Genomic DNA, 20,076 nt, shown 5'->3' with positions numbered 1-20,076 from the left:
TTCACTATGGGCTGGTAAAATTAATTAAGGATTAGCCCCGTATATTGCAAAAATTCGCTGATAGAGTCATACGGTGAACCGTATCCTAAATGACGAAAAGTTTTAGTAAGGCGGGTTCGGATCATCTGTCTATTGCATACAACGAATAAAACTAGACGCCGGGGTAGGCTCCCGGCGTCTTTCCTGTTAATCCCAATATAAGTGCTCTCCGTTATCCTTAACCCTGAGCTGCATCCGTGTTCATGCAGTTGATTGCCCACAAATGGCCGTCCAAGTCCACGAAGCCCCAATGATACATGGAACCATGATATTCAGGCTCAGCATGTAATTTCCCGCCCAAGGAGACCGCGGTATTCACGATTTCATCGACCTTTTCCCGGCTCTCGAAGGCCAATGCAATCGTCATTTGCGCATACTTGCTCGTATCGACCGATTCCTTTTCCGTGAGCGTTTTAAAGAATGCTTCATCGATCAGCATGACTTGCAGGTTATCGCCGATCACGATGGCCACCGACACCTCATTATCGGGGAATTGAGGGTTGAGCTCGAATCCGAGTCCGGTGAAGAACGCCTTCGACTTTTCTACGTTGTTTACAGGCAGATTGATGCTCGTGAATGTGGATGTTAATGCCATTTATATACACCTCATCTTCAAATTGGTTTGTTGTCATTGATGCTTTTGTTTATTTAGACGAAACCCGAGCCGGAAATTCATCGGACTACTTGATTCGGAAGTGGTTCATTAGCGCTATCTGTCATAAATAGTTGACTCTGGAGTTTACTCCAATGTTATGATTTTCCTGGAAGGGGGGCTAAAATGAAAATCGGGGATTTTGCGAGCAAATACCAAATTCAAACGGACACCATTCGCTATTATGAAAAAGAGAACTTATTGACTCCAATTAGACGAGAAAATGGTTATCGGGAATTTGATGAAGAATGTGAAAAACAAATACAAATTACCATCGTATTAAAGCAATTAGGTTTTACAATAAAGGAAATTCAACAATTACTTCTATTACGATACAACAAATCTATATCAACCGAATGTAAGGATACAACAGTATTGTTATTCGATCAAAAAATCATGAAACTTGAGGAAAAAATCTCGTTTTATCAACAGGCATTGAAAGTCGTGCAGACCATTAAAGAACTTGCAAGTGATGTGAAGTATTTAGAGAATATAGACGATATTGAAAAACTAGTGCTTGGTTTATTTCAAAAGGATTTATAAGGAGAGAGATGATGACGAATAAACAAATCGTTCATGTTGAATATGCAGTTGCCTTTGCGCTTTCCCTTTTTATTTACATGCAGCTACACTTTCCCATATGGTTGTTCGTAGTTCTTTTATTCGTTCCTGATCTTACAATGCTTGGGTACACAATGAATAAGAAAATAGGTGCGATGGTTTATAATTTGGGACACACCTTTATTTTCCCCCTGCTTTTTGTATTAGGTTATTTATATTTTTCAAACGATTATCTATTATTGGGATCAATCATCTGGATCGCTCATATATGCATGGATAGAGCAATAGGTGCCGGATTGAAATATCAGGATTCCTCATTTACTAATACACATATACAAAGGCTTTAAGGTTCCGCTAGCAAGATATCTTCTGTCGTACGAATCCGGCCCATCCTAGGGAAAATGATATTTCTTACATGCTCATGTTCGCCTTTGGTAAACCCGGTCATGGCGTCGATTGCAAAAATAAGATGATAGCCATGCTGAAATGCCTCTCTGGCGGTTGTATCCACTCCAATCCCTGAGGCTATGCCGCATAGAACGATCGTATCAATGTTTCGGCGGCGTAATTGCAGATCAAGGTCGGTTCCATGAAAAGCTCCCCATTGCTTTTTGGAGATGATATGGTCTGTTTCCGTCACTCCGAGCTCGGGAACAAATTCATCCCAGCCCTCTATCAGATTTAGTTTAGGTGGTGTGATATCGAGCTTGGGAGAAGGCATATCTTTGAAATCTTTACTGGATACGTGCACGAGCGTCACAAAAGCCCCCTTATTCCGGAAATGACGGGCCAGCTTAGCTGAATTGGCAATGACCGTCTCGGCAGAATAAGGAGCATATTGATTGCCGATCCATTTTTGCAGGTCGATGACGACCAGAGAGGTTTTGCTCCAATCCAATAACTTTTCTCTTTCCTCACCCTTTAACTGATTTCCCTGTGGTAGATTCATATAGATTCTCCTCCTCCGATCATGAGCTTCATACCCTCATCCTGTATTAAAATGAAGACTACATTAGTATATAGTCGATGGTATAGAATAACGAGAGAGGGAATGATCCTAGGAGTGTTACTCCCAGAATACAGGAGTGGAGGGAAGGAATAAAATGCAGGGGGAACGCGAAAAGACCGGGCAATTAGCGGAATTTCTCCGTATCCGACGAGCCTCTCTGACTCCGGAGCAGGTAGACTTGCCTCCCGGTGAAAGACGGCGGACACCTGGTCTTCGAAGGGCGGAGGTTGCCGCACTCGCAGGTATCAGTGTGGATTGGTACACATGGCTGGAGCAGGGAAGAGATATTCAAGTTTCCATTCAGGTGCTTGATAGCTTGTCCCGTGCACTGAGATTAAACGACTTTGAGCGGAAGCATCTCTTCTTGCTGGCTGTAGGACATTTACCCCCGAATCAATATGCACCCCAGAACAACGTAAGCCGGCTACTGCAGGATTTCTTGGACAGACAGGGGGAAAGCCCCGCCTTTGTGGTCAATTCAAGGTGGGATATTGTAGCCTGGAACCAGGCCGCGATTCTTGTTTATGGAGATTATGAATCCATGTCGGCAAGAGAAAGAAATTCCATATGGCGCTTATTCACTACGGATTATGCCAGGCAAATGCTTGGTGATAGTTGGGAAGCTAACGCCAAACTTAGGCTGGCGCAGCTCCGGGCGAATTATGCAAATAAAGTCGGGGATCCTTGGTGGGAAGAGTTTATTGAGGATCTGAATCAGCAAAGCAAGGAGTTCCGGGAGTGGTGGCCGTTGCATCATGTTATAAATGTACCGGAAGGTGAAAAGCTACTTCATCATCCTGTTGCGGGTACCCTTCGTCTTGGCCATCTTTCTCTACAGGCTATAGACTCTGTTGATCTCCAAGTTACAGTTAATATTCCTTTGGATCCCCCAACAACTGAAAAAATAAAAAAACTACTTTCTGGATTATGATAATTTAAAATGAACAGGAAAGTCTCATCATGGGAGGAAAGACCATGCATTTAAAGAAACACCGCAAAGTTATGTTCACCCTCACTATACTCTATACCGTATTTATTCTTTACTTTTTATTCTTCGCCTTCGGCAGAGCGGGTAAGGCCGATCAAATCTCCGAGTACACGTTTATGTTTCTACCGGACGGTTTTTTTAGGCTGCCGGATTTATCCGATCTTCTGAACCCTACGGTGATGGATTTGGTGGGTTTTGGGAATGTCGCAGCCTTCATTCCTTTCGGTATACTCATTCCGTTGCTATATCGGATGAGCTTTGTTCGTTTTATGACGTTGTTTATCCTATCCATTCTCGTGCTGGAGACCATACAGGCATTCACCTTGCTCGGGAGCTTCGACATCAATGATGTCATCCAGAACTCAACGGGCGCGGCCGTCGGATTCGGTGCGTACAAACTGGGTTTTCGTACGAAGAATGACTTGAGAAATATGGCTGTTACGGTCCTATCCGGCATTGTCTTGATGATTGGGGTATGGGGAGTCTTTGGAGTCCTTGATCAAGTGTTCACGAAGGAAATGGGCCCTTTTGTGGCGATCCACGAATTGGAGGACGGTACCGGGGTTCCAGTGACGGGAACCGAGCTGGCCCCGCTGAAGATTGGGGGCGAAGAGGTACAACCTCAATATAATGTGTACCGCAGTGAAGGTAAAAATAAAGAAACACTCACGTATAAGCTAGACAATAAGAAGGAGTTTTATCTTTACTTTAATTATGGCATTCCGGATCATCTGGATTCCCAGGGCAGCATTAAGGTTACCGTCGATGGGCGGGAGGTGTTGTCCGCGTCTGCCGAAGCCGGGCGCCATGAGCTAGGTATGGGCTCCATTTTAATCGAGCAGGGAAACGAGCTTACAATAACTATTGAGGGGGATGAAGCCCTATGGGATGTGGGATATAGAGAGATGGTATATTCTTGGGAGTAAGATTAAGGAGAGGATGGGTTGGGATGAGAGTAAAATTAGAAGGAATTACGATTTTGGCGCTGGACGTTCCTGGATTAACTAGCTTTTATCGTGATGTGCTGGGGTTCAAGGTGATCGTAACCGAAGAGAATTACACGGAATTTGAAAATGATGGCGTTCGTCTGGCTATTTTTTCGGCACCCTTAATGGCGGATAACACAAACGATCATCCTTCTTATGCAGAAGAGCGGAAAGGGCAGTCTTTTGAGCTTAATTTTGAATGTGATACTCCTGAGGATGTCTACGTGATGTATGATGAGTTGATTTCAAAAGGAGCGATAGGGATCACTGCGCCGAAAGTCATGTCCTGGGGGCATACTACGGGCTTCTTTGCAGACCCTGAAGGCAACATTCATTCCCTCTTCGCGGTTAACCCTGTTTCGTCGGGGGATGCCTAGGGAAAAGACTTTAACCGGAGAGGAGCGGTGGCCGAGATGCTGAAGATTGGGGAGTTCGGGTAAATCCGGTTCTTCCGGGGATTGTGGATACGGATGTTAACGCTCCTTGGCTCCATACTCCAGAAGGGCAGAAGCAAGCGAATGACATGTCTGCCCTTGGCCGAGTTGGACAACCGTCTGACATCGCGGATGTGACGGCGTTTCTCGCCTCTTCGGGTAGCCGCTGGATAACGGGACAATTCATTGACGCAACCAGCGGTTCACATTTGTAAGTTCTACGGGGCGCTCAATCGGGTAAATCCGCCAACGTACCGAACGGCAACAAAAAGGATGTCTTGGTTTAAGACCCCCTTTTTGTTACTGATCTTATTTTGTATAGTTATCGAAGTAACCTTGGATATAGACCATAGGTGTTCCTTTGTCCCCACTACCAGAAGTCAAATCAGACAATGATCCGATCAAGTCCGTTAATCTACGAGGTGTAGTACCTTGAGCTTCCATCGCACCAACTAAGTCTTCATTTTTATTCTGGATGTATTCAGAAATAGCTTGTTTTAACTCTTCTCCACGAAGGTGCGAAAAGTTGTTATCTGCCAAATATTTTAATTTCACTTCGTTTGGCGTGCCATTAAGTCCTTGAGTGTAAGCAGGTGATACTACCGGGTCTGCAAGCTCCCAAATCTTCCCGACAGGATCTTTGAATGCCCCATCGCCATAAACCATGACTTCAACGGTCTTACCTGTTAGTTCTTTGATTTTCGCCTGAATCCCATCAACGACGGGTTGGCAGTTGTTTGGAAATAACTTCACACTGTCTTCAGTTGCTTTATTTGATCCAAGTAGACCATAAGCTTCATTAAAGCCGCTGCCATTGATGGATTCTGAAAGAATATCATCGAGTCCATATACTTTTTCAGCACCGTTATTTGTTAAAATTCGTTTGGTTCTGAAACGTGAGTGAATATCACAAGTTAATACAGACTTTGTATAGTCTAAAATGGTTTTTGGATGGTTTGAAAAAATAACCTCGCAAGTTACTCCCTCAGCTTCAATCAGAGACTTATAGTATTCGATGTAATCAACACCTGTAAATGTATGCTCTTTATAACCGAAATGTTCACGGAACTGGGCTTCAGATAATACATCCGTCCATGGATTTATGCCTTTAGCATCTAGTTCGTCGATGTCTACCAGGTGGTTCCCCACTTCATCCGATGGATAGCTCAACATTAAGACTATACGTTTTGCCCCTTTTGCAATTCCCCGCAGGCAGTTTGCAAATCGATTCCGGCTAAGAATTGGGAAAATAACACCAACGGTGTCATCACCGAATTTTTCTTGTATATCTGTTGCGATATCGTCAATGGACGCATAGTTTCCTTGTGCACGAGCGACAATGGATTCCGTTATGGTTACAATGTCACGATCCTCAATCGAGAATCCTTCACTTTTTGCCGCATTTAATACCGTATCAACTACGATTTGTTCGATATGATCTCCTTGGTTGATGATTGGACCGCGAAGCCCACGTACTATTGTACCAACTGCTCTTGTCAATATAATCGCTCCTCTAATCGAGTACATTTATATAAAATTAATAACTAATATTCAAACAATATAAGTTTACTATATCTTTATAAAATAATATAAGTGAAATTAATATTTGTTATATCCTGGTTTCCTCGGATGACGTTGTTGGTAAGTACGTGCAAGATGCTGAAAACGATTACTTGAGTAAGATTAACTTGAAAAACCTTGCTACTCATACCTCAGGACTAATTATCTTCTTCTGCGTACGAAAACAGGCGAACGTCCCCAGGTAGAATACCGGAATACGATCGCCTCATAAATGAATCTTCTTTTTTTACTGTCTACTTCAATATTTCCTTCAGGGAGGCATCCAGCGCCAGTAACCGGATCAGAATCGTCGCCGTCTCAGCGCGGGTTGTCAGACCTTTAGGCTTAAAGGTTTGGTCCGTATAGCCGGTTACGATTCTTGCCCTCAGTGCGGCTTCAATCGATTCTGTCGCATAGTTCCCCGCACTCGTCAAATCGGTAAAATCAACGCTGCCTGATTGTGGAAGAGCTTCTACATTCAACAACCTGACAATCAGGACAACAAGGTCTTCCCTTGTAATCGCCTCATTCGGTTTGAAGCTGCCATGCTCATCGCCTGTCACAATTCCATAATACGCTAACGCTTCTATCGCATCCTTGGCCCAGTGCTGCTGTACATCAGGAAACTTGGCCTCGCCAGCATGTTTAACATCAATGACCAGCAATCTTGCCAGCATGGATGCAAACTCCGCTCTTGTAATCACTTGATTCGGTTTAAAGCTTCTATCGGGGAACCCTTGTATCGCATCAAGCTTGACTAGCTTATTAATTGAAGTAATTGCCCAGTTGTTCGAAATATCCGTAAACGATGGAACAGAAGCTGCTGATTGAACCTTCTCTTTTATCGCGGAAGTCAACTTCTCCAAATCGATTATATCTGATTTAAAAATACCTGGCTTGGTTGTCTCCGACGTTGGTGCTGGCGTCGGCGTTGGTGTCGGTGTTGGTGCCGGTGCCGGTGCCGGTGTTGGAGTCGGCGTTGGTGTTGGAGTCGGCGTCGGCGTTGGTGTTGGTGTTGGCGCCGGTGTTGGCGTTACGGCATTCGAAGGTGCCGATTCTGTGCCGGTGCCTCCAGCATTGATCGCTTTTACAGTGAATGTGTAAGCTATCCCGTTGGTTAAGCCAGGGAATGTGAACGGGCTTGTCGTTGCAACAGCGGTCAATCCGCCAGGATTGGCGATCACCTCGTACCCGGTAATGGGACTGCCTCCGTCAAACGCCGGGGCATTGAAGGTAATCGTCGCTTGGCTATCACCCGCCACCGCCACGACATTAGCAGGCGCATCCGGCAACGTGAATGGCGTCGCGCTTATGATATTGGAGAAAGGACTTGTTCCTTGATGATTTTCTCCTTGAATCGTGAAGTAATAGGTTGTCCCATTTGTCAGCCCTGTTGCTGTATAGTCATATACAGAACTGACCACCGTTGCAACCTTGGTTCCACTTACAGAAGGCGTCGAGCTTTGATAGATATGATAGTTTGCAGCATCCGCTACAGGTCTCCATGCCAGACTCACTTGGCTATCGCCAGGAACCGCTGGTTGTAGCTGCGGCGCCCCGGGCACTGGTGTTGAATCGCTGATTTGAATGGTTAACGACAGAGAAGATAAGGAACTAAAATCGAATGTAAGCACTGTTTCCCCGAGAGGCAATGTCGTCAAATAGTTCGAATACACAATTACCGTGTTGCCTGTAAGCTCGTAATCCAATCCTTTGATTAAGGACTCTGCGTTATTCCGAATACCCGACAACAAATAACCGTTCGAATTCAGCATGAATTCTAAATTTTGATTTTGCGCACTATCCACATTTTTATCATAAAATCCAATTGGAGGTGTAATCGCTGGCGCAGCTAATGTGTAAGTCGCGCTCAACAGCGAACTATCCATCATATCCGCCTTCACGGCAAAAGCTCGCACATGCACCGATTCGCCTGGCATCCCGTTGATCGTAACTTCTGTTCCGCGTGCACTGTTGCGCGTTGGCACGGTACCGTCAGTCGTATAATAAATCGTTGTGCCTGCAGTAGCTGTATGGAGCGTCACTACGCTATTATTCGCAATGCTAGTCCCACTGACCGGATAAGAAGTCGGCGTATCCACTTTTGCGACTTTCCATTGAATCCGTTGGTTGCCCGTATCTACAGCATAAACTTTGCCGCTTGGATCAATGGCTATATCTGTCGGATTGTTAAACTGGCCTTCTCTATTACCTGTGCTGCCCCACTGGTCAACATAAGCTCCATCAACGGTGAAGCTCAGAATTCGGTCATTATTGCTATCAGCTACGTAGACCTGACCCTGGCTGTCGATTGCAATGCCTTGAGGTTGATTCAATTGACCCTTATCATGACCAAAGTTCCCCCATTGACCAAGAAAACTACCATCTCGATCAAATTTCTGAATACGATGATTGCCGCTATCTGTCACATAGATATGATCGTTGCTATCGATCGCTATACCGGATGGAGACTCGAACTGGCCATTACCTCCGCCTTGAATTCCCCATTGACTTACATAATTTCCATTGGCATCAAATCTTTGAATACGGTGGTTGCCGCTATCCACCACATAGACATCTCCATTCGTATTAACCGCTATGCCTTTAGGGGTAACGAACTGGCCATCTCCGGAACCTTGTCCTCCCCATTGACCCGTATAGGTTCCATCCGCATTAAATTTCTGAATGCGATGGTTTCTGGTATCCGTTACGTAGACCTGACCTGCGCTATTAATCGCTATATGGGTTGGGAGATCAAACTGACCATTCCCACTTCCTCTTTTGCCCCAACCAGAGAGATAGGCTCCACTAGAATCGAATTTTTGGATCCGATGGCTTCCTCCCTCTATTACATAGACACTACCGTTGCTATCGAACGCAATTCCACTCGGATCGTTAAACCGGACAATAGCGCGAACACTGTTCAGGACGGCGAGAGACTCTCCGTTCGAATCAAATATTTGCAATCGGTTGTTCCCAGCTTCTGTTACATAGATGTTGCCACTGGGAGCTATTGTTACACTATTGGGAAAATTTAATTGTCCGCTGCCGGTGCCCAAGCTCCCCCATTGGTCCATATAGACGCCATTGTAATCAAACTTCTTAATTCGATTATTTTGGGCATCCGTTACATAAACATGGCCGTTATTGTCCACATCAATTGAAAAGGGATATTTGAACTGACCGTTTCCGGTGCCAAAGCTTCCCCATTGCGTAATATAGGTACCGTCCGAAGTGAATTTTTGTACTCGATGGTTCTCACTCTCTGTTGTATATACATTACCGGTCTGGTCGACCGCAATGCCGTAGATCAAATTGAACTGCCCATTTCCAGTGCCCATGCTTCCCCATTTGGTGAGAAAGTTCCCACCAGAATCCAATATTTGGATTCGATAGTTATCCCTATCCGCTACATAAATATTGCCGTTGTAGTCAATCGCTAAATTAACCGGAGAGCGGAACTGTCCATTACCGGTGCCATACGCTCCCCACTCGGTAAGATAAATTCCATTCGAATCAAATTTTTGAATCCGATGATTACCGCGATCCGCTACATAAACATTTCCATTGCTATCACTTGCGATCCCACTAGGAAAGTCAAACATGCCTTGTCCACTGCCGTAGCCCCCCCAATCGTTAAGGTACATTCCATTACGATCCACTTTAACAATCCGATTGTTTGTTGAATCTGCAATATATACATTCCCTTCGTTATCTACCGCTGAATCGACTGGACGATCAAAAGTGTAGTTTTTATTAGGGAGCCAAGGGGTAAATTCGCTCCCTCCACTTGCGGCAACAACCGGGACTGCGTTCAGCAGCAGCACCATGACTAGTATGATATGAAATAAAGTTCTCCTGTGATGGCTCCTGTTTCTCATCATCGTTCTTATACCAACCTTTCTATTCTAATGTTGAACGAAGTAGCATTCTCTGATCAGTCAAAAGCCTTACCCTGGACGCAGAAAGTGTGAAGAACTATTTGGCCGCTTATAGAATATTCGTTCAACCGCTACATCCCGTCATTTCACCTGTGGACGGAACTTCGCTTCCATCTGAACATCTTAAGGGAATTTCAGCAAATAATAGTCATACTAAAGTAGTACGCAGCACAAAATGGGCAGAAATAAATGAATGCCAATGATGCGGGCGTAATGCTTTGTGAAACGGCAAGTTTTTTGTTGAAGCATTTCAGAGCTACTAAGCAGGATAATACGTTCGCAAATGGAAATAGATTGGAGGCAATTGGAAGGGGGGGAATAAGATTATCGAAAAGTACGGAAATGACAGAGAGCGTTTTCTAAAAGACATAATGAATTTGATGGTACCTATAGAGGGTGGATCCATTGAACTACGCGATTTTATTAATATTAATAAATGGCTTAGTTCGGATTACACGTTATCAGACCCTGGAAGTGGAAGTAATAGAAAGGTTATTACATGGATGGAAACGATCGAACCTTTCTATGTAATGAAGTATCCGGTAACTCAGCATTTGTATCATTTTGTAATGACCGAAGACGAAGTAGGACCAAATGCGCGTAACCTCCCAATTACGGAAGTTTCATGGATAGATTCGCTTGTCTTTTGTAACGAATTGTCCAGAATGCTTGGCAGGACTGAATGCTACACAATCACCAGTGAAAGTGAGAACACGATATATAACAACGAGGCGAATGGCTTTCGATTACTATCAGACGCTGAATGGCAGTATGCATGTAAAGCGGGAACCAAGGGATATCGGTATGCTACAATTGATCAAATCGCCTGGTATCAGGAAAACTCCAATGGATCAGCTCAACAAGTCGGAAAGCTGCTTCCTAATCCCTGGGGGCTTTACGATATGATCGGGAATGTGTGGGAATGGTGCTGGGATTTATATGATGCCAATCGATATGGGAACTATAGGGTCTTCCGTGGAGGTAGCTGGGCTGAGGTCGAGAATAATTGTGGTTCAACGATTAGAAGGAAAAGCATGCCTGATTTCAAGATAGATGACCTTGGTTTTAGAATAGCACTTACAAAACCTTGAGAACACGACATCGACGGATCGTACCTTCCTTAGCTTTTCTAAACATTCTGACCGCGTTCCAGTTTTGGGAAAGCGGTTTTGTTATGTCTACACATTATTCATAGCACTCATGAAGCCAATCACAAACGAGATAACAAAGGCAAGCACATTCACAGACGTCGAGACAATTCCGCATACCAATCCTGCAATTGCCATACCGCGTCCTCGCGCCTGTACTCGCTTGATTTCTTTAAACGATAAAGACGAGAACACAATCGCAAGGATACCGCTGAACAAGCCAACAATTCCAAGAACTATGATTCCTCCTATTGGTAAAGTAATTAAGGATATAATACCTAGTATTAAGGAGGTAATTGCTTTGCCACTCGTCTTCGCCTGTGGCGGAACGTAAGATTGGGGTTGCGGAGAAAACCCGTATTGCGGCTCTTTGTAATTGTTATCCAAGGAATATCCCCCTATTAGTGAGTCATTATTCCTATTATACTTTCCATAGTAAATTATTGTAAATCTATCTCGTAAATTAATAATTTTTGCCGAATCGAGTCTCCCTATACTGTTGATTACAAAAGTGTTGGACTCGGAAGATATGAGAGATTAAAATTTAAATAATAAATGGATATTTATATTACCTGCCAAGGGAGAGTTAGTAGCCTTCAAACCATCTATAACTTGAGCTGAGAATACAATTAGACAGGTGTGTATAATCATTAGCAGTGATAGAAAAGTAAAAGACTTTATAACTAGCCATCCCCTAGAGCTGAAAAGTTTCATTGAACTCTCCATTATGTTGTCGGAAATGGTGCTCCACGAACATCAACAAAGTGCGTTGATTGGATGCTTAAGCCCCTTCAACGTCATTATTCAATGTGAAGAAAAGAAAGCATACATAACGGAGATCGGAGAAGGGCATCCGGCTTACAAGTCTCCCGAACAATCGGGTCGGATCCATGGTGTACCGGATGAACGAAGTGATCTCTACGTATTAGGTGTCATTCTTTATGAACTGCTGTCCGGCCAATTGCCTTTTCTTCCTGAAGACGGTGAAGATTGGAGCTCTGCGCATATTCGCAGAACGCCTCGGCCGCTGTCCGACACTCGGCAGGAAGAAGACGGACCGCTCCAGGCCATATTGATGAAGCTGCTGTCCAAATCTCCGGAGGACCGTTACCAAACCGCATACGGGTTACTAGATGACCTGAAAACGTGTCGGGAAATGCTGAAAAGCAGCGGATGGCTCGTGTCATTTGAATTGGGTCGCTTAGACAAAATCCGTTCGCTGGGTGTATCCGATGCCTGGTACGGGCGAAGCGCTGCAGTAGAACGGATGGAAGCCGGGCTTGAGCAGGTTGCTCAAGGTAATAGTGTATTTTTATGGGTGACGGGGCAGGAGGGAGTCGGCAAAACGGCGCTCGTTCGTAGACTTCAATTAAGCGTCGTCCGGCGTGGCGGCAGTTTTGTAGAGGGAAAGGCAGAAGCCCTCCAGCAAGATACACCATATGAGCCGATTCTTCAAGCCATGCGGCAATGGGTGCATCAGTTGTGGAGCGAGCCGGCCAATATCATTTCACAACTAAGGATGACGTTGCAGGCCAAGTTTGGACGAGCAGCGCAGGAGATTGTATCCTTTTTGCCCGAGGCAAAGCCGCTGTTCGAGGATGAGATGGAGCCGTCGACAGCCCTCAACGACAAGAGGAGCTGGGAGCATTGGGGAGAGCGCCTGCCGGAATTGATTCGTTGTATGGCCGAATGCAGCCCCCCACTTGTCTTGTATATTGATAACTTGGAATGGGCCGATCCCGGAACGCACAATGTGATTCGATCGCTAGTGCTGGAGCGCGCGGTACCCGGATTGTTCCTGATTGGAGCTTGCCGGACGGAAGAGGGAGGCGCTTCCGGTTTCGGTGAACCAGACCCGGACCAAGCTCCGGCGGCTTCCTGGCTATCCGAGAGATGGACTAAGAATCCCGAGGAACAAGTAGCCCTTCTGCCGCTGACTTATGAAGACGTGAGCCAATATGTCTCTGATGCCTTGCATGAAAAGTCCGCCCGTATTCGTCTTCTGGCAAGGTCGGTTTACGATCAAACCGGAGGTAATCCCAGGGCCGTACGTCTCTTGCTGGAAAGCTGGCTGCAAGAGAAAAGACTCGGCTTTGACGAGAAACGGCGTAAGTGGTCCTGGGATCCGGAAGTAACCCGGCAAATAGGCGACCTGAAAGCTAATCTTCGCCTGATGGAGACAAGCCTCAACAGGCTCCCGGACGACATGAAGGAGCTTCTGGTCATGGCTGCCGCGATGGGGCCGGTTTTTCGCTTATCGATTCTTGCAGAAGCGTGCGACATGTCGCCGGATGCCGCATTCCATAAGCTTCAAGAGGCGGAGGTGGAAGGACTCATCTGTCGCGAGGATGAAGCGGAGCATGGGGACGAACAGGATAGATTCTACTTGTTCGTAAATGAGTCCGTTCACCAAATGGTTTATGGTATCGACTCGGAACGTAACGCGCATCGGCACCGAAAGATAGGTCAATTGCTACAACGCCGTCCTCCGGAATGGGGAGATGATCTGATCGTAACGGCGATCGATCATTTGAATCTGGCCTCGTCGATTCTGCCGACGCATGAGGTGCGTCAACTGGCTGAGCATAATCTTGAAGCGGGGAAGAAGGCATTGGCAGAAGGGCGGTATGCAAAAGGGAAAGAGTATGCCGAAAACGGGCTTCGTCTGTCGGCGGAGTTCGAGGCGGGAGAACTCCATGTTGAACTGCGGTTGGTTTTGGCATGGACGGAGTACATGGACGGACATTCTGAACAAGCGAGAGGGATCTTGTCGGATTTGAACAAGAACAGCGGGTGGATGAGCCGAACGGAGCGTTCGCGCATATGGTCACCTTTAATTCAATTTCATGCGTTTGTGGACAACGAAAAGGCAATCCAATTCGGAAAAGAGGCTCTGGCGGCTTACGGATGGAAGCTCCGGGAGAAGAGTTCCCTGTTGTCTATCGCCAAGGAAGTCTTGCGGACAGGGATCCTGTTGTATCGAAAACGTAACAAGCCTTATCGGTTGTCCGATCCTCCCGATCAGGAGTATGCGGAGTTAAGTCTACTGTTGGTGCAGCTTTTCTTTCCGCTGCTCATGCATGACTCGGGAGCGTTGCTTGAACTGTATGCGCGGTTTATTCGTTACGGGCTCCGTAAAGGGATAAACGAGTCACTGGCCGTCATGATCAGCGAATACGAACTGATCATGCAGAGGGTGCTTCCGAGCTATGTTCAAGCACCTCCGATTGCCGAACGGGTGTTTAAGCAAATGGCCGATACCTCCAAGTTCAGAAATCAGCATTTGTCTACTTTCGTGGGTGGCATGTCCAAGCAACTGGACAAGCCCTCGGAAGCTTCAGTCATGCTGTACAAGTCGATGCGCCAAGGATTGGAAGCCGGGGAGAAGGACTTTGCCAACCTGGCCCTGATTACCTGTCTCGTGACGCATAACGGAGACCTGTATGCTTTGAAGGAGTTGCTACATTACTTCGAGGAGAATATGCGTCAGAACGCCAACGACACGACGATGGAGATGGTGCGGATCGCAGGAAGCTATCTAAAGGCGCTGCAAGACGGTTCCCGGATAAAGAGCTTCATCGCTATTGCGCAGGCTCCGTCCAGTATCGATTTGGAACCAAGGGAAGGAGACAATTATAGCTGTGGTTGCAGGCTAGAAGTCGCCTACTTGTCAGGCAATTATCGGGAAGCGTTGTACTGGGCGAAGCAGGGAAGGACTAACGAACTGCCACTGGACCGGACGAGAATCCGAAAGCAACGCTTCTATGAGAGTTTGACTTTAGCTGCTGTATTCTTTGAGAAGGATGAGGAGGAGCGCAAGCAGATAAGGCGGACTCTTCGCCTTCAATTGCGGAGAATGAGAAGTTGGCAAGGATTTCTTGGCAATACGTCCTCGGCGTATCTCCTGATGAAGGCGGAAGTGGAACGCATTGCCGGGAATCCGATGCTTGCGGTACCCGGGTATATGGCTGCGATCGGGCAGGCGAAGGCTGAAAAGTATGCATTAATGGAAGGGATCGCTTGCGAACGGCTTGCAGTCTGCTATAGAGACGATCTATTCAGCCGGACCGGAGCCGCGATCGCCTTGGTGGATGCCAGCGCTGCTTACGCCGAATGGGGCATAACCTCCAAGGTAACCGGAAACAGAATCCAACATAACGAGATGGTGGATCGGGTTTCTACGCAGCAGGAAAGGCCAGCCTTGGGAAAGGAAATTAAAAGCGATCGTACGCGCATGGATTTGCTCCGGCAAAACGCTCAAGCGGAAAATATAGAAGCAGTGAGCGAAAGCGAATACGAGCTTTTGCGGCAACTCGTCGACGGACCCGGCAAGCCCAAGCAGGCTAGCTGGACGACAAGTCTTATAGAAGCGACGCTTCAACAAACAGGAGCCGATCGAGTCCTCTTGTTGAGTCACCGAGAAGATGGGTTCGCTATTGAAGCGAATGGGTTGGAAATACAAGGGAAGGAAGCGGCATTGGAAATGTATGCAGAGAGCGTCCTGTGCCATACGGCAATGACGGGTGAGCCGCTTGTTCTCGATGATGCAATCCGGGGTTTCTGGATCAAGGATCCCTATATTGAAGCACAACAGCTCCGATCGATCTTGTGTATGCCGGTAGCAGTTCCGGGTGAGCGGACTTCCTATTTGCTCTACTTGGAAAACCGGCATTTGCCGGGTGTGTTTACGGAGCGGGATGTAAAGGTGTTGGAGCTTGCAGCGACGCGCATCATTTATGTCAAACTGCTGGAAAATGAGGCTGGGGGCGCCAAAATGGCAGGTACCGAGGAAGCGGCCCCTACTTCTGTCTCAACAGCCGACCAAAGGGAGTTGACCGATCCGCTGACCGAACGAGAGTATGAGATTTTAATGGCGATCACGGAAGGATTATCGAACCGGGAAATTGCTGATCTACTCGGCATAGCTGAAACAACGGTCAAGACGCATGTATCCAGAATCATCAGCAAGTTGGGCGTAAAGCGGAGAGGGCAAGCCGTCGTACTAGCGAGAGAGCTAGGATTGATAGAGTGACAAACAAGGGAGTGAGCCTTATAGGGGCCGCTTCCTTGTTTTAGGGTGAATCTCCCATGCTGGGTCTATCTTTTTTTCCTGAATACTACTTTAGTAGGACTTAAATCACTTAGGATTCGATTATTATGTCTAGATAGTGTCGAATGATAGGGGGATCTAGTAAGGAGATAAGCCTAACTGATGAGGTGAAAGGGGAACTATATGAGGAACATGTTTAGTCGTTTGTTAATCGTTGTTATGATTATGACTTTAATTGGAGGCACTGCTGCAGGGGCTGCTGGAATTCAAGACGAACCGTCCCGGGGTCGCCGCCAGAAAGCTCTTTCAAGGGTATCGAATTTTGCGGGAAGCGGTAATTTTGACGATTGGGATGGAGCGGCATCAAAGGCTTCTTTCCGTACACCTCAAGGAATCGCTGTCTTAAAAGATGGTTCCGTGCTTGTGGCGGACACTCAAAATCATCTCATTCGTCAAGTAAAGAATGGAGAAGTCACTACTTATGCAGGTTTAGTGCTTGATGAAGACAACGTCACTCCTGAGGGAGCTTGGCAGGACGGGTCTAAGCAGGATGCCGTATTTAACGGTCCTTCGGGCATAGATATAGACACGAATGGCAACATCTACATAGCGGATTCGGACAATCACCGGATACGGAAAATATCTAAAGACGGAATGGTTACCACGGTTGCCGGTGATGGCATCATCGGCGATGAGAACGGCTTAGGTGCAGGAGCGAGATTCCACCATCCTCAGGATGTGGCTGTTGCTGCAGATGGAACGCTGTATGTTGCGGATACGCTAAATCATTTGATCCGTCAAATCACGCCAGATGGGCAAGTGACCACGCTTAACGCTCCGTCTGACCGCGTGATAGAGGTTGAAGCCGGCTATGTGGTTCCTGCAGGGGACTATGCGGATGGTGAATTGTCGGCATCCCGGTTTAATGAGCCTACCAGCATTGCAATTGACCATAAAGGCAATCTATATGTAAGCGATACAGGGAATCACGTGATTCGCTATATTGACCTGGCCAAAGGTATGGTTACAACCGCAGCGGGCTTGGCCCCGGGGGAGAGACCTGTATATGCGAATGGAAGCCTGTATGCCGAAGGCGGGTATGCGGATGGATCAAGTTCAGAATCGCGTTTTCTGTTTCCTAAGGGAATTGCTGTAACGGAAGAGAATGGACTGGTGATCGCCGATAGCTTGAACCAAACGATCCGTTATCTTGTGGATGGATATGTGAGTACAATTGCCGGTGTGCCTGCGCAGTTTGGTCAAGTAGATGGCATCAACGGTCACAACCTGCTTCACAATCCTGCCGATGTAGCGGTGCTGCCAAGCGGTAGTCTGCTCATTGCGGACAGTTACAACAATAAAATCCGCGAGCTTGAATATTACCGGCTTCCATCCAATCTGCCCCGCAACGAGCAGGTGAAGGTGGCGGTGGATGACTCGGTAATCAGCTTTGACGTACAGCCCGAGGTGGTAAAGGGTCATACGATGGTACCTTTGAGAGCCTTAAGCGAAAAATTGGGCTACAAGGTTGGATTGTCGGATAACCAGCGTACCATTGAATTGACGAAGGGCGAGGTAAGCATCCAACTGCAACTGGAAAGTGAACTGGTATCGATCCGGAATGCCGCAGAGGATACGGAAGAGCAACAGGTGATTGAGGCAGCGCCTTATACAAAAGATGGCCGTATCTACGTTCCGGTCAGATTGTTCAGCGAAGTATTCGGAGCGGATGTGCAATGGGACCTCTCTACGAAAACCGTTATTCTGCGTGAAATTGAGGAAGCTGTCGATAAGTTGCCTGCCGTAAATCGCAATTCGCGCGTGGCGGTGCTGGATCAGATTAAAGGAACGGTCTGGATCAATCAGGCGGGAGGTTCATTGACTTATCGGGCCTACAATGGGATGAAGCTTCACCAAGGGGATCATATTGTCACGGAAAAGAATACGTCTGCGATCATCAAAACAGCCGACCGTGAGGATGAAATTACGCTTAGTGAAAACTCGAAGCTGTATATTTCAAATTTGAGTTCCAGTAATACCTCTCATATCAAGCACACGAGCTTTATGTTATGGAGCGGGCTGGCTTCGGCCAATGTGTCCTCGCTGGTAAATGCCAAGGATACCTTCAACATTCTGACGCCGACGGCTGTGACTAATGTTCGCGGCACAAATTTTATGGTGAGCATCGATCCGGTTACGGGGTTGCCGACGCTTTCGGTGAACAGCGGCCTGGTCCAGGCAAGCGGTAACGGATCCAGTCAGAATCCGGCACTTGTATATCCTGCGCAGCAGGTGAACCTTTTCCCGGGACCAGATTCGACAATGCCAAATCTGCCAGCTATAGTTGACCCGGCTGATTTCGTTAATCAAGCCTCACCGGCTGTCATCGAAGCCTTATTAAAGGCTAAGCAGAAAATAGATCAGGAAAATGCGGAAATGTTGGAGAAAATGCGCAACGAAATTACCGGCACTATGTCTGGCGAAAATTCGGGTGGCTTGACTCAAGATGATCTGGAACGATACCAGAATAACTTAGATAATCTGATTGCGAATATTTTAAGCCAGGCTCTTGATCAGAAAAAGATCGAATCAGGCCCATTGCAGGCACTTATCGATGAGTACAATAAACAATCCGGTAAAAAGATTGATTTAAATAATATCCAGCCGCTTCAATTGTCGGATGAGGAGAAGCTGGAGCAGGAAATGCAGAAAAAATTAGCAGAAGAACAAAAAAGGCGAGTGGAAGAGCAAAACAAGGAGCGTCAATTAGCCGAGCAAAAACAATCCCTGATCGCCAAGCTGGAAGCGGAAAGAAAACGGATCGAGCAGGAAAATAAAAAGAGACAGGAAGAAGCTGCTAAGAAGGCAGAAGAAGCGTATAAACAAAGTCTATCGGATGCTGAAAAGCAAAATTTCGAGGAGCAGCAAAAGGCTCTAGAGCAGAGAAGGCTTCAGCAGGAGCAAGCACGACAATCGCCGGCACCGAGTCCGGCGCCAGCACCAGCTCCTTCACCGTCAACACCATCAACACCATCAACACCGACAACACCGACAACACCGACAACACCAACAACACCAACAACACCAACAACACCAACAACACCAACAACACCAACAACACCGACAACACCGACAACACCGACAACACCGACCAATACTGCCCCAGCGGTGGTTGAGCGTATATCCGATATCATGGTGAACGTTGATCTTCCTTACGAATTCAATTTAAGTAAGGTGTTCCATGATGCGGATGGAGACGAGTTAACCTTTACCGTCCGTTCGAGTGATGAGGCAGTTGCGGAGGCAGTTGTGGAGGAAGCTATGCTGATCATTAGGCCGACCGGGAAGGGTTCTTCGGACATTCATATTACGGCTGATGATGGAACAGGCGGAGTAACTGAAACTTCCTTCCGTGTCGCGTACTATGGAGAAATCCAAGAGTTGAGGGCTGAAGTCACGTCCGATTTCATTGGACTCTACTGGGATGAGTATGGGGAAGAAGAGGTAACATATCAAGTTTATATGAATGGCGAACTGATCGATTCCGTCGATAACTATTCTATTGTACTTGAGAATCTTGAGCCGGATACGGTTTATAACTTCCGGGTAATCGCACTGAACGGTGACGAAGAGATCCAGGCGTTCGGCGACTATTCGGTAAGGACAAACCCACTGCCCATTGACTCTGATCCTACGTCCTAACATTCA

General features: G+C 46.7%; 13 protein-coding genes and 1 pseudogene. 9 read left to right on the top strand and 5 right to left on the bottom strand.

The features are described 5' to 3' along the window. Positions 1–217: 217 nt before the first annotated feature. Positions 218–634: a VOC family protein gene (locus tag NYE70_RS17765; RefSeq protein WP_341047209.1), complete on the bottom strand. Its 417-nt coding sequence runs from the start codon at positions 632–634 to the stop codon at positions 218–220. Between the two features lie 183 nt (positions 635–817). Between NYE70_RS17765 and NYE70_RS17760 the strand changes: the two genes are divergently transcribed. Together NYE70_RS17760 and NYE70_RS17755 are read left to right on the top strand one after the other, a co-directional pair. Continuing rightward, a complete protein-coding gene (locus NYE70_RS17760; RefSeq protein WP_341047208.1) occupies positions 818–1,234 on the top strand; it encodes a MerR family transcriptional regulator in 417 nt (138 codons plus the stop codon). 11 nt (positions 1,235–1,245) lie between these two features. Next, a complete protein-coding gene (locus tag NYE70_RS17755; RefSeq protein ID WP_211024448.1) occupies positions 1,246–1,599 on the top strand; it encodes a DUF4260 domain-containing protein in 354 nt (117 codons plus the stop codon). Here NYE70_RS17755 and NYE70_RS17750 read toward each other — a convergent pair. Then, entirely contained in the window at positions 1,596–2,201 is a 606-nt protein-coding gene (locus NYE70_RS17750) for an isochorismatase family protein (protein ID WP_290406432.1), read from the bottom strand. The genes NYE70_RS17755 and NYE70_RS17750 overlap by 4 nt on opposite strands. Before the next feature lie 154 nt (positions 2,202–2,355). On the opposite strand from NYE70_RS17750, the gene NYE70_RS17745 reads away from it, so the two are divergent. From NYE70_RS17745 to NYE70_RS17730, 4 genes and pseudogenes are all read left to right on the top strand, one after another. After that, entirely contained in the window at positions 2,356–3,192 is an 837-nt protein-coding gene (locus NYE70_RS17745; RefSeq protein ID WP_290406433.1) for a helix-turn-helix transcriptional regulator, read from the top strand. 44 nt (positions 3,193–3,236) lie between these two features. Further along, positions 3,237–4,175 (top strand): VanZ family protein, encoded by a 939-nt coding sequence (locus NYE70_RS17740; RefSeq protein WP_290406434.1) that lies wholly within the window; start codon positions 3,237–3,239, stop codon positions 4,173–4,175. Positions 4,176–4,198: 23 nt separating this feature from the next. Beyond that, complete coding sequence (locus tag NYE70_RS17735; protein WP_290406435.1) at positions 4,199–4,612, top strand: VOC family protein; 414 nt, start codon at positions 4,199–4,201, stop codon at positions 4,610–4,612. Positions 4,613–4,653: 41 nt separating this feature from the next. Beyond that, positions 4,654–4,884 (top strand): annotated as a pseudogene (locus tag NYE70_RS17730) (SDR family oxidoreductase); the annotation flags it as partial. A 94-nt stretch (positions 4,885–4,978) separates the two neighbouring features. On the opposite strand, the gene NYE70_RS17725 reads toward NYE70_RS17730, so the two are convergent. Both NYE70_RS17725 and NYE70_RS17720 read right to left on the bottom strand, forming a co-directional pair. Continuing rightward, the gene (locus NYE70_RS17725; RefSeq protein WP_290406436.1) at positions 4,979–6,169 is read right to left on the bottom strand and encodes a coenzyme F420-0:L-glutamate ligase; all 1,191 of its coding nucleotides are present in this window, start codon (positions 6,167–6,169) and stop codon (positions 4,979–4,981) included. A gap of 314 nt (positions 6,170–6,483) precedes the next feature. Then, a complete protein-coding gene (locus NYE70_RS17720) occupies positions 6,484–10,059 on the bottom strand; it encodes an S-layer homology domain-containing protein (protein WP_341047205.1) in 3,576 nt (1,191 codons plus the stop codon). Positions 10,060–10,541: 482 nt separating this feature from the next. On the opposite strand from NYE70_RS17720, the gene NYE70_RS17715 reads away from it, so the two are divergent. Next, positions 10,542–11,261: a formylglycine-generating enzyme family protein gene (locus tag NYE70_RS17715; protein WP_341047203.1), complete on the top strand. Its 720-nt coding sequence runs from the start codon at positions 10,542–10,544 to the stop codon at positions 11,259–11,261. Positions 11,262–11,348: 87 nt separating this feature from the next. On the opposite strand, the gene NYE70_RS17710 is transcribed toward NYE70_RS17715, so the two are convergent. Beyond that, the gene (locus NYE70_RS17710; protein WP_290406438.1) at positions 11,349–11,705 is read right to left on the bottom strand and encodes a DUF4190 domain-containing protein; all 357 of its coding nucleotides are present in this window, start codon (positions 11,703–11,705) and stop codon (positions 11,349–11,351) included. A gap of 340 nt (positions 11,706–12,045) precedes the next feature. Here NYE70_RS17710 and NYE70_RS17705 point away from each other — a divergent pair, with 340 nt between their 5' ends. Both NYE70_RS17705 and NYE70_RS17700 read left to right on the top strand, forming a co-directional pair. Next, on the top strand, positions 12,046–16,350 hold the full coding sequence (locus NYE70_RS17705) for an AAA family ATPase (protein ID WP_341047202.1): 4,305 nt from the start codon (positions 12,046–12,048) through the stop codon (positions 16,348–16,350). A gap of 237 nt (positions 16,351–16,587) precedes the next feature. After that, positions 16,588–20,070: a stalk domain-containing protein gene (locus NYE70_RS17700; protein ID WP_341047201.1), complete on the top strand. Its 3,483-nt coding sequence runs from the start codon at positions 16,588–16,590 to the stop codon at positions 20,068–20,070. Positions 20,071–20,076: the final 6 nt, after the last annotated feature.

Origin of the sequence: Paenibacillus sp. FSL R5-0407 (assembly GCF_038009185.1) — a bacterium.
GTDB classification, from domain to species: domain Bacteria; phylum Bacillota; class Bacilli; order Paenibacillales; family Paenibacillaceae; genus Fontibacillus; species Fontibacillus vini.
Note: the sequence above shows the minus strand (reverse complement) of the source record. Positions and strands in the feature narration are given on the sequence as shown.

Bases quoted from the DNA above. Each gene is read 5' to 3' on its own strand.
- NYE70_RS17765 (WP_341047209.1), bottom strand. From the start codon at position 634: ATGGCATTAACATCCACATTCACGAGCATCAATCTGCCTGTAAACAAC.
- NYE70_RS17760 (WP_341047208.1), top strand. From the start codon at position 818: ATGAAAATCGGGGATTTTGCGAGCAAATACCAAATTCAAACGGACACC.
- NYE70_RS17755 (WP_211024448.1), top strand. From the start codon at position 1,246: ATGACGAATAAACAAATCGTTCATGTTGAATATGCAGTTGCCTTTGCG.
- NYE70_RS17750 (WP_290406432.1), bottom strand. From the start codon at position 2,201: ATGAATCTACCACAGGGAAATCAGTTAAAGGGTGAGGAAAGAGAAAAG.
- NYE70_RS17745 (WP_290406433.1), top strand. From the start codon at position 2,356: ATGCAGGGGGAACGCGAAAAGACCGGGCAATTAGCGGAATTTCTCCGT.
- NYE70_RS17740 (WP_290406434.1), top strand. From the start codon at position 3,237: ATGCATTTAAAGAAACACCGCAAAGTTATGTTCACCCTCACTATACTC.
- NYE70_RS17735 (WP_290406435.1), top strand. From the start codon at position 4,199: ATGAGAGTAAAATTAGAAGGAATTACGATTTTGGCGCTGGACGTTCCT.
- NYE70_RS17720 (WP_341047205.1), bottom strand. From the start codon at position 10,059: ATGGTGCTGCTGCTGAACGCAGTCCCGGTTGTTGCCGCAAGTGGAGGG.
- NYE70_RS17715 (WP_341047203.1), top strand. From the start codon at position 10,542: ATGAATTTGATGGTACCTATAGAGGGTGGATCCATTGAACTACGCGAT.
- NYE70_RS17705 (WP_341047202.1), top strand. From the start codon at position 12,046: ATGTTGTCGGAAATGGTGCTCCACGAACATCAACAAAGTGCGTTGATT.
- NYE70_RS17700 (WP_341047201.1), top strand. From the start codon at position 16,588: ATGATTATGACTTTAATTGGAGGCACTGCTGCAGGGGCTGCTGGAATT.